The organism is Bradyrhizobium sp. USDA 4449, from assembly GCF_054056275.1.
In genome coordinates this window covers 4581329-4594426 of sequence record NZ_JBSRYD010000001.1, presented here as the reverse complement: position 1 = coordinate 4594426, position 13098 = coordinate 4581329, and the positions used below count along the sequence as shown (strand labels likewise).

Genomic DNA, 13098 nt, shown 5'->3' with positions numbered 1-13098 from the left:
GCACATCCAGGAAACACGGAGAAACAAATTTCCCTCAGCTGTACGCATTCGTTCACAAAACGGGAGCGGTGAAACTACGTTCACTCCACCAGCAACACGTCCACGGCGACGCCGAGCTTCTGTTTGGGCGAGCCGACGATGATGCCGTCGACCGGCGACACATCGGAGAAGTCCCGGCCGACCGCCAGCGTGATGTGGTCATTGGCGACCAGGAGATCGTTGGTCGGATCGAAATCGATCCAGCCGAGATCGGCGCCGCACCACAGCGACACCCAGGCATGGGTCGCGTCGGCGCCCTGCAAACGCGGCTGGCCCGGCGGCGGAATGGTGCGCAAATAGCCGCTGACATAGGCCGCCGGCAGGCCAAGCCCGCGAAGTCCTGCGATCATGACGTGCGCAAAATCCTGGCAGACGCCGTGACGCTTGTCGAACACTTCGTGGAGCGGCGTCGAGATCACCGTGGCCTTCGGGTCGTAGCGAAACTCCGTGCGGATCCGATGCATGAGACCGACGGCGCCGGCGAGGATGCCGACACCGGGCGCAAAGCTCTCGGCGGCATAGGCACTGACGGGGCGCAGCACCGGCACCAGCGGGCTCGCAAAGACATAGCCGACCGGCGAGGCCGGCCCGAGGCTGGTCGCCTCAAACGCGACGTCGCGAATGCTCTCCCAGGACGGGCTGACGGCATCGCGTGCCGGCGGCTTGCGCGCGACGCAGACACGAGAACGTGAATCGATGCGCAAATTGCGATGCGCAGCCTCGATCACCACGCTCTCCGTCAGCGAGCCGAAGAAGTCGCGGCGGACATGGCGCTCGGACGGACGCGGACGGATCTCGAGCTTGTACGAGATCAAGTCCTGACCGTGACCGCTCTTCGGCTCGAGCCGCAGCGTGCAGCGCGCGAAGCTGACCGGGCTCTCATACTCGTAAGTGGTGACATGCCTGATGTCGTAGATCACGCCAGCCCCGTCAGCTTTTCCGGCCGGCTCGCATTCGGGCCGTGCGGGAAATAATGCAGCCCGATCGCCTCGGCGAGGCTGAGTAGATCCTGCTCCAGCGCGAACAGCGTCTTGGCCTCGAGCTTCTCGGCCTCGGCAGTGGCCAGCATCGCCTGCACCGCCACCGCGAGCCGCTGCGGCTTTTCGATCAGACCGTGCTCCTTCAGGCTCGGCAATGCCGCGATGTGCTCGTTCAGGGTCGCGACCTGGAATGCGACCGAGCGCGGATTGTAGCTGTCGAGCACCGCGAGGTCGCGAACCGGCGCCAGGATGGGCGCCAGCAAATAGCGCGAGCGATAGGTGATCTGGGAATCCACCAGTGTCAGCAGGATGTCGAGATCCTCGTCGCAGGCCTCGTCATAAGCAAACTGCCGGGCAAAACGCGTGGTGTTGATGGCGCGCTCGGTGCGGCGGCCGATATCGAGGAAGCGCCAACCGGCGGCGCGGTTCATGTTCTCCTGTGCGAGGCCCGCGAAGCTCGCAAGCTCCTGCAAGGTCAACTCGGCCGCGCTCAGCACGCTGTCGTCGTCCTCGACCTCGTAGGCAAGGCGCTCGGCCATCTCGGTGATGACCTGCCAGGCATCGGGCGACAGCCGCTCGCGCAAGGAGGTCGCCGTGCGCAATGCCGCGCGTACCAGCGACAGTGCCGAGCCGAACCGCGCCTCGCTCTGCAACGCTTCGGCGACGATCCGCCCCGGTGCGGCGCGCGAGGTCTGCGAGATCGCGCCCCAGGTCACCAGCAGGCGCTGGATGCGCTCGGCCGATTGCAGCGAGGCGGAGGTGCCCTTGTTGGGGCCGCTCGGCGAGCCCAGCGCGCGCACGAGACGCAAGGTTGCCTCCGCACGCTCGAGATACCGGCCGAGCCAGAACAGATTGTCGGCGGCCCGGCTCGGCAACACGCCGGCGATCCGGCGGATGCGCACCTTGTCGGTCGCCGGCAGCAGGGACGCGGTCGCCACCTTCTTGTCCGAGACCACCCAGACGTCGGCAGCGCGCGCGCCGTCGCCCATCGACACCGCACGTGCATCCGGCCGCTCGGCGATCCGGCAGAAACCGCCGGGCATGATCGCCCAGCCGTCGGGCGTCGCGGCGGCAAACACGCGCAGCACGAAGGGGCGTGGCGTGAGCTGGCCCTGCTCCCAGACCGGCATGGTGGAGAGCCGCACCACCTCCTGGCCGACATAATCCATACCGCGCGCGCTGATGGCATCGATCAGGCGCCGGTGTCCGGCCGCGTCGAGCTCGCTCGCCAGCACCGGGCCGCTCGTATCGAAGCCGGGCACGCCGCGCCGATAAGCGCCTTCGATCGCGACCTCGTCGAGCCGGGACAACACCTCGTCGCGCGCCGATTTCTGGCCGCACCACCAGGTCGCGATGTGCGGCATCTTCAGCTCTTCGCCGAGCAGGCGACGGCTGAGCGCCGGCAGGAAGCCGAGCAGCGCCCTCGCCTCCAGGACGCCCGAGCCCGGCATGTTGGCGACGACGACGCCGTCCTTGCGCAGCACGTCGATCAGGCCGGGCACGCCGAGATGCGAGGAGGCATCGAGCTCGAGCGGATCGAGCGAATTGGAGTCGACGCGGCGAAGGAGGACGTCCAGCCGCTTCAACCCTGCGACGGTACGGATGTGGATGCGATTGTCGCTCACGGCGAGATCGTCACCCTCAACCAGCAGGAAGCCGAGATAGCGCGCCAACGTCGCATGCTCGAAATAGGTCTCGCTGAAACTGCCGGGCGTGAGCACGCCGATGCGCGGCTCGTCGCGATCCGCGCGCGCGCGAAGTGAATCGCGAAACGCCTCGAAGAACGGCGCGACGCGCGGCACGTTCATCGACTGGTAGAGATCGGAGAAGGCGCGCGAGAGAACCAGGCGGTTCTCCAGCGCGTAGCCCGCGCCTGACGGCGCCTGCGTGCGATCGCCGAGCACCCACCAGCGGCCATCAGGGCCGCGGCCGACATCGGCGGCATAGAGCGAGAGATAACGCCCGCCGGGCGGCGGCACGCCGCAGACGGGCCGGAGGAATTCAGGGCTGCCGGCGATCGCGCCCGCGGGCAGCGCGCCTTCCGCCACCAGCCGCCCCTCTCCATAGATGTCGCGCAGCACGAGCTCCAAGAGCTCGGCACGCTGGGTGATGCCGGCAGAGAGCTGCGTCCAGTCGGCTTCGTCAATCAGCAGGGGCAGATGGCTGATCGCCCAGGGCCGGTCGGCGCTGTCGCCTGGCGCGCGGTAGGTGACGCCCGCCTCCCGCAGGTGACGATCGGCCATGCCGAAGCGCCGCTCGACCTCGTCGGGCGCGAGCGTGCCGAAAGCATCGAAGAACCGGCTCCAGACCGCGCGCGGGGCGCCGTCAGGCCCGAGAAATTCGTCGGGAATGCCGGGCAGGCGGCTGTAATCGCGGACCCACTGCGCGAGGCGGCGCTGGCCTTCACGCTGTCCTTGTGCCTGACCCGCCTTGTCCTGTTCGGCCGCGCCCTCGCCCATGCGCCTCTCCCTGCCCCACCCCCATACTCATTGCAGGAGCGGTGTCCGCAAGTCGAGGGTCAGCGGAAATTCATTTGTGCGTTCCTCGGGCGGCGGCTGCATCGGGCCGGGCGTATGGCCGTGGTCCTGGAAGCGCGCCAGCCGCCGCGCCTCGGCCTCGTACGTGTTGACGGGCTTGGTGTCGTAGTTGCGACCGCCGGGATGGGCAACGTGGTAGACGCAGCCGCCGAGCGAGCGGCCGTTCCAGGTGTCGATCAGGTCGAACGTCAGGGGCGCGTGGACCGGGATGGTCGGATGCAGGCCGGAGGCCGGCTGCCAGGCCTTGAAGCGGACGCCCGCCACGGCTTCGCCTGAGCGGCCGGTCGAGGTCATCGGCAGGCGGCGGCCGTTGCAGGCCACGACGTGGCGGCCCTCCACAAAACCCTCCGCCTTGGCCTGAAGCCGCTCGACCGAGCTATCGACGTAGCGCACGGTGCCGCCGGCCGCCCCTTCCTCGCCGAGCACATGCCAGGGCTCCAGGGCCTGGCGCAATTCCAGCGTCACGCCACCATGGTGGATGCGGCCAAAGGCGGGAAAGCGAAATTCGAGCTGGGCCAGATACCATTCCGGCTCGAACGGATAACCTGATGTCTTGAGTTCGGAGAGCACGTTCTGGAAATCTTCCCAGATGAAATGTGGCAACATGAAGCGATCATGCAGCGCGGTGCCCCAGCGCACGAACTTGCCTTGTTGCGGCTCGCGCCAGAATTTTGCGATCAGCGCGCGGATCAAGAGTTGCTGCGCCAGCGACATGCGCGGGTCCGGCGGCATTTCGAGCGCGCGGAATTCGACGAGGCCGAGCCGCCCGGTGGGACCGTCAGGCGAATAGAGCTTGTCGATGCAGATCTCGGCGCGATGGGTGTTACCGGTGATGTCGACGAGCAGATGCCGGAACAGCCGGTCCACCAGCCATAGCGGCGCCTGATAGCCCGGCGGCGGCACATGCGAGAGCGCGATATCGAGCTCGTAGATGCTGTCATGGCGAGCTTCGTCGATGCGCGGCGCCTGGCTGGTCGGGCCGATGAAGAGGCCGGAGAAGAAATAGGACAGCGACGGATGCCGCTGCCAGTACAGCACGAGGCTCTTCAGCAGATCGGGGCGGCGCAGGAACGGCGAATCCTGCGGGCTCGAGCCGCCGATCACGACGTGATTGCCGCCGCCGGTGCCGGTATGGCGGCCGTCGACGAGGAAGCGATTGGCGCCGAGACGCACCTTGCCGGCGTCCTCGTAGAGGCCGGAGGTGATCTCGACCGCCTCGCGCCAGCTCTGCGCCGGCTGGATGTTGACCTCGATGACACCAGGGTCGGGCGTCACCTTGATCACCTCGATGCGCGGATCGAATGGCGGGGCATAGCCTTCGACATGGACCTGGAGCCGCATCTCCTCGGCGGTGGCCTCGACCGCCGCGACCAGTTCGAGATAATCCTCGATGCGCTCGACCGGTGGCATGAACGCGCAGATCACGCCGTCGCGAACCTCGATGGACAGCGCGGTCCGGACGGGAATCGACGTGTTGAGCTGCTCGGGCGCGACCCGCGGCGGCGCTTTCGGGCGCTCGGGGAGCGTGAACACCGGAAGCTTGCCGCGCGCCTCCATCGGGTCCTGCTCGACGACATAGGGATATTGATCGGGCGGCACGTAGCCGAGCGAGCCGATCGGCAGGCGCAGACCGAGCGGGGAATCGCCCGGCGACAGGAACAGGTGACCGCGCCGGAGTTGCCAGCGCTCGCTGCGCCAGCGCGGCGGCGCATTCCAGCGCTGCACGGGCAGCACGAAGCCGCGTGGCGCGCGGAGGCCCTGATTGAACACCCGCGCCATGCGCGCACGCGCTTCGGGATCGGACAATTGCGAGTTGGAGGGATCGACATTGAGCGGAAGCTCGGCTTCCTTCTGAAGCCAGTAGACCGTGTCCTCGTAGGCCGGGATGATGTAGCCGGGATCGAGCCCCAGACGCGCGGCCATACCTTCCATGAAATCCTCGGCGTCCTCGGTCTGGGCCCGCCTGGGATTTTCGATCTTCGCGATCAGGTCGGCATTCTTCCAGATCGGCGCGCCGTCCTTGCGCCAGTAGAGGCCGAAGGCCCAGCGCGGCAGGCTCTCGCCCGGATACCACTTGCCCTGCCCGTAATGCAGCAGACCGCCCGGCGCAAAGCGCGTGCGCAGGCGGCGGATCAGTTCGTCGCCAAGGGCGCGCTTGGTCGGGCCCACAGCTTCCGTGTTCCATTCCGCCGCTTCGAGATCATCCACGGACACGAAAGTCGGCTCGCCGCCCATGGTGAGCCGCACGTCTTGCGCCGCGAGATCGCCATCGACCTGCTCGCCGAGATCGTTGAGTCGGGCCCACGACTCGTCGGAGAACGGTTTTGTGATGCGCGGCGCCTCGCGGATACGTCGCACGCTCATGTCGAAGGCGAACTCGACTTCGGCAAAACTGGCAGCGCCGGAGATTGGCGCGGCAGAGCGATAATGCGGCGTGGCGGCAACGGGGATGTGCCCCTCGCCTGCCAACATGCCTGATGTCGCATCGAAGCCGATCCAGCCCGCGCCCGGCAGGTAAACCTCGGCCCAGGCGTGCAGATCGGTGAAGTCGTTCTCGACCTCGGGCGGTCCCTCGATCGGGTCGATGTCGGGGCGGATCTGGACCAGATAGCCGGAGACGAAACGGGCGGCGAGACCGAGATGACGGAAGGTCTGGATCAACAGCCAGGCGGAGTCGCGGCATGATCCGGCGCAGGAGGTCAGCGTCTCCTCCGGCGTCTGCACGCCAGGCTCCATGCGGATGATGTAGTTGATCTTCTTCTGCAGTTCGCGATTGAGCTCGACCAGGAAGTTGACCGTGTTCGGCGCCTCGCGCGGAATCGAGGCCAGATATTTGGCGAACGCTGGATCGGGCTTGATGGTCTCGAGATACGGCGCCAGCTCGCTCTTGAGATCCCGGGGATATTCGAACGGAAAGCTGTCGGCGTAGGGCTCGACGAAGAAATCGAACGGATTGACCGTCGTCATCTGCGCCGTGAAGTCGACCTCGAATTTCAGCTCGGTGGCCTTTTCCGGGAAGACGTAGCGGGCGAGCCAGTTACCTTGCGGATCCTGCTGCCAGTTCACGAAATGATTTGATGGCGTGACCTTGAGCGAATAGCTCAGGATTGGCGTCCGCGTGTGCGGCGCCGGCCGCAGGCGTATGGTTTGCGGTCCCAGATCGATCGGGCGGTCGTATTTGTAGTGCGTGACGTGATGCAGTGCGACGTAGATCGACACGGGGTGCGGTGCTCCAGCAGCTTTTTTGAGCAGAACACCTGATGTGACCTCGATCAAGCACTAACAACGGGCAGTGCGTGCCTACGGCACGGGCGAGTGGTGAGTAGCGCACGGCGAATTGCCGAAGACTTGCTCTATTCGCTACTCCCTGTTGGCCATTCGCCCCTCTCACATGGTCGCCCCTAACACCCAGGGCGCGAACTCGGCGCCGCCGAAATCGAAGCTTTCGCTCTTGGTCCGCTGTCCCGAGGCGGTCTTCAGGATGAGATCGAAGATGCGCTGGCCGCACTCCTGGACGGTCTCCTCGCCCTCGAGGATGGTGCCGCAATTGACGTCCATGTCCTCTTCCATGCGCTTGTACATGGGCGTGTTGGTGGCAAGCTTGATCGAGGGCGCCGGCTTGCAGCCGAACACGCTGCCGCGGCCGGTGGTGAAGCAGACGAGATTGGCGCCGCCGGCGACCTGGCCGGTTGCGGCGACCGGATCGTAGCCGGGCGTGTCCATGAACACGAAGCCGCGCTTGGTCACCGGCTCGGCGTAGCGCAGCACGTCGACGAGATTGGTGGTGCCCGCCTTCGCCATCGCGCCGAGCGACTTCTCCAGGATGGTGGTGAGACCGCCGGCCTTGTTGCCGGGGCTCGGATTGGCGTTCATCTCGGCGCCTTCGCGCTCAGTGTATTCGTCCCACCAGCGCATCAGATCGACGAGCTTCTCGCCGACCTCGCGGCTGACCGCGCGGCGCGTCAAGAGATGCTCGGCGCCGTAGGTCTCCGGCGTTTCCGACAGAATGACGGTACCGCCGTGACGCACGATGAGATCGCTCGCCGCACCCAGCGCCGGATTGGCCGACACGCCGGAATAACCGTCCGAACCGCCGCATTGCAGCGCCACGGTGAGCTCGCTCACCGGCACGGGCTCGCGCTTCACCTTATTGGAGTCGGCGAGCGCCTCGCGCACGAAGGCGATGCCGGCTTCCACCGTCTTGCGGGTGCCGCCGACCTCCTGGATGTCCATCGCGCGCAGGCGGCCGGCGAGCTTCTGCTCTTCCATCAGCCCGCCGATCTGGTTCACCTCGCAACCGAGGCCGAGCACGATGACGTGGGAGAAATTGACGTGCCGCGCATAGCCGCCGAGCGTGCGGCGGAGCAGCGCGAGCGGCTCGTTCTGCGTCATGCCGCAGCCGGTCTTGTGGGTCAGCGCGACCACGCCGTCGACGTTGGGGAATTCGGCCAGCGGATTGTCGCCGGTGAAGGGATTCTTCTTGAAGACGTCGGCGACGAGGCCCGCGACATGCGCGCTGCAATTCACGGAGGTGAGGATGCCGATGTAATTGCGCGTGGCGACGCGGCCGTCAGGACGGCGGATGCCCTCGAAGGTCGCCGGCAGGTCGAAGTTCGGCGTCGGCTTGACGTCGGCGCAATAGGCATAGTCCTTGGCGAAATCGCCCATGCCGATGTTCTGCACATGCACGTGCTGGCCCGGCGCGATGGGCGCGGTCGCAAAGCCGATGATCTGGCCGTAGCGGATGACAGGCTCGCCGACGGCGAACGGCTTGATCGCAACCTTGTGGCCGGAGGGAATGCGCTCGACAGTGGTCACGCCGTCGGCGACGACCGTCCCCGGCGGCAGGCTCGCGCGCGCAATCAGCACGCCATCATCGGGATGGAGGCGGATGACGGGGCTGATGGTCATGGGAGTCTCCTTGGGCGAATAGTGAGTGGCGAGTTCCGAATGGAAAAGGGGAGTAGCGCTATTCGCTACTCCCCATTCGCCATTCGCAAGTTTCCTAGGCCTTGCCGGCCGAATCCTTGCGGGTCGCGTTGACCTGCATCTTGGCGTAGGTGGTCATCAGGCCAACCTCGTTTGAGAGCGTCACCAGCTTGAAACCCATGTTGATGGCTCGCGCAGCACCTTCGGCGCCGCTGCAATGGATGCCCGCATTGAGGCCGCGCTTGCCGCACTCCCTAATGATCTTCTCGTAGATCGCGAGGATCTCGGGCTCGGTGCGATCGAGCTTCGGCTCGAGGCCGTAGGAGAAACCGAGATCGGACGGCCCGATATAGACGCCGTCGATGCCCTCGACGTCGAAGATCGCTTCCATGTTCTCGACAGCCGTCTTCGTCTCCATCATCGGCAGCAGGATGGTGTCGGCGTTCGCGGTCTTCTGATAAGAGCCTGCGGTGCCGTACATGCCGGCGCGGATCGGGCCGTTTGAGCGGACGCCCTGCGGCGGATATTTGGAATAGGAAACGAGGTTCCTGGCTTCCTGGGCCGTGTTGACCATCGGGCAGATCACGCCATAGGCGCCGCCGTCGAGAACCTTGCCGATGATGCCGGGCTCGTTCCAGGGCACGCGGACCATCGGGGTCACGGGATGCTTGTCCATGGCCTGGAAGCACTGCACCATCGACAAATAATCCTGCACGCCATGCTGCATGTCGACCGTGACGCTGTCGAAGCCGCATTGCGCGATCATCTCAGCCGAGAAGCCGGAGGGTATAGCCAGCCACGCATTGACGACGGCCTTGCCCGACTTCCAGATTTCCTTGACCTTATTCGCCACGTTGCCTTCCTTCTTCGTTCGTTTGGGACCGTGTTCTTGGACGGTGTTATTGGACCTTCGTCCCGCACTGGGCGCCGCCACAGCACGATCTCGCTGTTACCGCGAACCGGGCCGCCGCGCTACGCTCGCAATGACGCAAGACCTATGCGGTCGCGCTTTAGCTGACGGCCTCGCGAGGTGCGGTCACTATCGCCGCCCCGGTGCCGTCCGGCAAGAGAATGCTGCCCTGGTGCGGTCTATCGGGGTTTTTTCTACTCGGGATTGCGGGGAATCAGCGCCTTTGACCGAAAAACACCGGCGATGTCCTTGGCTGGCGTCGCCCGGCCGCGCGTATGCGCTTTCACTCCTCGGCACCAGTCCCGTCGCCGCCTAGTCCCGCCAGACTTTCTTCGAGCTCTCCAAGCATCTCCTGCAACTCGGCGAGCTTGCGCGCGCCAAAACGCTGCGTGATTTCGGCATAGATCGCCTCGGAGGACGGCGCGACCGACGCCATCAGCTTGACGCCTTCCCTGGAGATCGAGACCATGCTGCGGCGCTGATCCGTCTTTGCCGTCCTGCGCTCGATCAGATTGCGCGCCTCGAGATCGCGCAGGATCCGCGACAGGCTCGGCCCGAGGAGAAACGCGGTACGCGCAAGTTCCGTCACCTCGGCGGCCTCGATGGCGGCGAGCGCGCGCAGGATGCGCCACTGCTGCTCGGTCAGACCGTGCTCGCGCAGATTGGGACGAAATTGCCGCATCACCGCTTCGCGTGCCCTGAGCAAGGACATCGGCAGCGAGCGCGAGAAATCGCGCATCGGCACTTGTCGCGCCGCAGATGCGTCGCCGTTGGCGGGGTCAGCGGGTCTTTTCACCATGACGCCCTTTCAGACCGCGAAACGTTTGCAGTGCAGCAAAGTTCAAATTGTGTTTGACCCATTCACTTAACATGTTAAGCATCTCCCGGCACCGCGACATAGGTCGATCATCAATGGCGCTTTCCAAAGACGATATCCAGGCTTCGGCGAACCGTCTGCACCAGGCGGAAAAGACCCGCGTGCAGATCCGGCAGCTCTCGCAGGACTTCCCTTACATCACCATCGCCGATGCCTACGCGATTCAGAAGGCGTGGGTCGATATCAAGGTTGCCGAGGGACGCCGCGTCAAAGGCCACAAGATCGGCCTGACCTCGAAGGCGATGCAGAGCGCGCTTGACATCAACGAGCCTGACTCCGGCGTGCTGCTCGACGACATGTTCTTCGCCGATGGCGGCCTCGTCCCGAGCGAGCGCTTCATCGCCACCCGCGTCGAGGCTGAGCTTGCCTTCGTCATGAGCAAGCGGCTCGAAGGACCCGATTGCACCATGTTCGATGTGCTCAACGCCACCGACTTCGTGGTGCCGGCGCTCGAGATCCTGGACACGCGCATCGAGCGCGTCGACCCCAACACCAAAGCCACGCGCAAGATCCATGATACCATCGCAGACAATGCCGCGAATGCCGGCATCGTGCTCGGCGGCCGGCCGATCCGGCCGCTGCAGGCGGATCTGCGCTGGATCGGTGCGCTCTGCTTCAAGAACGGTCAGCTGGAAGAGACCGGCCTTGCGGCCGGCGTGCTCAACCATCCCGCCACATCGGTGGCCTGGCTCGCGAACAAGATCGCGCCGCTCGGGCTTGCGCTGGAGCCCGGCCAGATCGTGCTCGCCGGCTCCTTCATCCGTCCGATCGAGACCCGCAGGGGCGACACAATTCAAGCCGATTATGGCGCCTACGGCTCGGTCAGCTGCTACTTCGCTTAGAAAGCAATAAGACGACACGGGGAATGAAACCGCCATGCCGCATTTCACGATCGAATATTCGGCCAATCTCGACAGCCGCCTCGACATCGGCGCCGTCTGCGAAGTCGTGCGCAAGGCCGCGGTCGAGACGGGCATCTTCCCGCTCGGCGGCATCCGCGTCCGCGCCATCAAATGCGAGCATTATGCGATCGCCGACGCCGGGCAGGACTACGGTTTCCTGGACATGGTGCTGCGCATCGGCGAGGGGCGCGATCTTCCGACCCGCCAGAAAGCGGGGGAGCACGTCTTCCAGGCGCTCTCGAAGCATCTTGATCCTGTCTTCACCGCCGGCAAGTTCGCCCTGTCGTTCGACATGCAGATCAACGACAAGGACACCAGCTGGAAGCGCAACAACATCCACGACGCCCTGAAAGTGGAGACAGCCCATGGATAAGCCAACACCCAAAGCCGACATGTTCCAGGCCAATCGCGACCGCGCAGCGCCGCTGCTGAAGAAGCTGCAGGCGGACGGGATCGATCACATGATCGACGGCAAGATCGTCCCGTCGATCTCGGGCGAGAGGTTCGAGACGAAATCGCCGGTGGATGGTGCAACGCTCGCGAGCGTCGCCCGTGGCAACGCCGAGGATATCGATCGCGCGGCCACCGCCGCCGCGCTCGCGTTCAGATCCTGGCGGGACATGGGCCCCGCGATGCGGAAGAAGCTGCTGCATCGCGTCGCGGACGCGATCGAGGACAACGCCGAAGACATCGCCGTGCTCGAATGCATCGACACGGGGCAGGCCTATCGCTTCATGGCCAAGGCCGCGATTCGGGCGGCCGAGAATTTCCGCTTCTTCGCCGACAAATGCGCCGAGGCGCGCGATGGCCTCAGTACGCCGAGCGACGAGCATTGGAACATCTCGACGCGCGTCCCGATCGGCCCGGTCGGCGTGATCACGCCCTGGAACACGCCGTTCATGCTCTCAACCTGGAAGATCGCTCCCGCGCTCGCAGCCGGCTGCACGGTGGTGCACAAGCCGGCCGAATGGTCGCCGGTGACGGCCGCTGTTCTGGCAAAGCTCGCCAAGGACGCCGGCGTGCCCGACGGTGTGCTCAACACCGTGCACGGCTTCGGCGAAGAAGCCGGCAAGGCGCTGACCGAACATCCCGCCATCAAGGCGATCGGCTTCGTCGGCGAGAGCGCGACGGGCTCCGCCATCATGGTCCAGGGCGCGCCGACCCTGAAACGCGTTCATTTCGAGCTCGGCGGCAAGAACCCGGTGATCGTGTTCGACGATGCCGATCTCGACCGCGCGCTCGATGCCGTCGTGTTCATGATCTACTCGCTCAATGGCGAGCGCTGCACCTCCTCGAGCCGGCTGCTGGTCCAGCAGACCATCGCCGAAAAATTCGTGGCGAAGCTGACGGCGCGCGTAAAGGCGCTGAAGGTCGGCCATCCCCTGGATCCCGCGACCGAGATCGGACCCTTGATCCACGAGAGGCATCTGGCAAAGGTCTGCTCCTACTTCGACGTCGCGCGCCAGGATGGCGCCACGATCGCGGTCGGCGGCAAGGCCTATGACGGCCCGGGCGGCGGCCACTATGTCGAGCCGACGCTGGTCACAGGTGCGCACGGCAAGATGCGCGTGGCACAGGAGGAGGTGTTCGGCCCCTTCCTGACCGTGCTGCCCTTCAAGGACGAAGCAGAAGCGATCGAGATCGCCAACGACATCCGTTATGGTCTCACCGGCTATGTCTGGACCGACAATGTCGGCCGCGCGCTGCGCGTCGCCGACGCGCTGGAGGCCGGCATGATCTGGCTGAACTCGGAAAACGTCCGCCATCTGCCGACGCCGTTCGGCGGCATGAAGGCCTCGGGCATCGGCCGCGACGGCGGCGACTACTCGTTCGACTTCTACATGGAGACCAAGCATGTCTCGCTGGCGCGGGGCACGCACAAGATCCAGAAACTGGGACTCTGACGCTCGTCGCTCCGAGGGGA

9 protein-coding genes are annotated in these 13098 nt (G+C 65.5%); 3 read left to right on the top strand and 6 right to left on the bottom strand.

What is annotated here, in order from left to right:
* Positions 1-80: 80 nt before the first annotated feature.
* The 6 genes from ACVIIW_RS21405 to hpaR form a co-directional block, all read right to left on the bottom strand.
* A complete protein-coding gene (locus ACVIIW_RS21405; protein WP_456702539.1) occupies positions 81-959 on the bottom strand; it encodes a transglutaminase family protein in 879 nt (292 codons plus the stop codon).
* Positions 956-3478, bottom strand: a complete 2523-nt coding sequence (locus tag ACVIIW_RS21400; RefSeq protein WP_456702538.1) for a circularly permuted type 2 ATP-grasp protein — start codon at positions 3476-3478, stop codon at positions 956-958. Before ACVIIW_RS21400 ends, ACVIIW_RS21405 begins: the two co-directional genes overlap by 4 nt.
* A gap of 27 nt (positions 3479-3505) precedes the next feature.
* On the bottom strand, positions 3506-6775 hold the full coding sequence (locus tag ACVIIW_RS21395) for a transglutaminase family protein (RefSeq protein ID WP_456702537.1): 3270 nt from the start codon (positions 6773-6775) through the stop codon (positions 3506-3508).
* Between the two features lie 168 nt (positions 6776-6943).
* Positions 6944-8467 (bottom strand): UxaA family hydrolase, encoded by a 1524-nt coding sequence (locus ACVIIW_RS21390; RefSeq protein WP_456702536.1) that lies wholly within the window; start codon positions 8465-8467, stop codon positions 6944-6946.
* A gap of 94 nt (positions 8468-8561) precedes the next feature.
* Positions 8562-9338, bottom strand: coding sequence for an HpcH/HpaI aldolase family protein (locus ACVIIW_RS21385; RefSeq protein WP_456702535.1), 777 nt, complete (start codon positions 9336-9338; stop codon positions 8562-8564).
* 340 nt (positions 9339-9678) lie between these two features.
* Entirely contained in the window at positions 9679-10194 is a 516-nt protein-coding gene (gene hpaR / locus ACVIIW_RS21380) for a homoprotocatechuate degradation operon regulator HpaR (RefSeq protein WP_456702534.1), read from the bottom strand.
* Positions 10195-10307: 113 nt separating this feature from the next.
* On the opposite strand from hpaR, the gene hpaH reads away from it, so the two are divergent.
* Genes hpaH through hpaE form a run of 3 tightly spaced genes read left to right on the top strand, consistent with a single transcriptional unit; the run spans position 10308 to position 13078 of the window.
* Positions 10308-11114 carry a 2-oxo-hept-4-ene-1,7-dioate hydratase gene (gene hpaH, locus ACVIIW_RS21375; protein WP_456702533.1) on the top strand — a complete coding sequence of 269 codons (807 nt, stop codon included), beginning with the start codon at positions 10308-10310 and terminating at the stop codon, positions 11112-11114.
* Between the two features lie 34 nt (positions 11115-11148).
* On the top strand, positions 11149-11547 hold the full coding sequence (locus ACVIIW_RS21370) for a 5-carboxymethyl-2-hydroxymuconate isomerase (RefSeq protein ID WP_456702532.1): 399 nt from the start codon (positions 11149-11151) through the stop codon (positions 11545-11547).
* Positions 11540-13078 (top strand): 5-carboxymethyl-2-hydroxymuconate semialdehyde dehydrogenase, encoded by a 1539-nt coding sequence (gene hpaE, locus ACVIIW_RS21365; RefSeq protein ID WP_456702531.1) that lies wholly within the window; start codon positions 11540-11542, stop codon positions 13076-13078. Before ACVIIW_RS21370 ends, hpaE begins: the two co-directional genes overlap by 8 nt.
* The last annotated feature ends 20 nt before the right edge of the window (positions 13079-13098 follow it).

What these genes read in the sequence shown, in the direction of transcription:
- ACVIIW_RS21400 (WP_456702538.1), bottom strand. Translation starts at nt 3,478, where the DNA reads ATGGGCGAGGGCGCGGCCGAACAGGACAAGGCGGGTCAGGCACAAGGA.
- ACVIIW_RS21390 (WP_456702536.1), bottom strand. Translation starts at nt 8,467, where the DNA reads ATGACCATCAGCCCCGTCATCCGCCTCCATCCCGATGATGGCGTGCTG.
- hpaR (WP_456702534.1), bottom strand. Translation starts at nt 10,194, where the DNA reads ATGGTGAAAAGACCCGCTGACCCCGCCAACGGCGACGCATCTGCGGCG.
- hpaH (WP_456702533.1), top strand. Translation starts at nt 10,308, where the DNA reads ATGGCGCTTTCCAAAGACGATATCCAGGCTTCGGCGAACCGTCTGCAC.
- ACVIIW_RS21370 (WP_456702532.1), top strand. Translation starts at nt 11,149, where the DNA reads ATGCCGCATTTCACGATCGAATATTCGGCCAATCTCGACAGCCGCCTC.
- hpaE (WP_456702531.1), top strand. Translation starts at nt 11,540, where the DNA reads ATGGATAAGCCAACACCCAAAGCCGACATGTTCCAGGCCAATCGCGAC.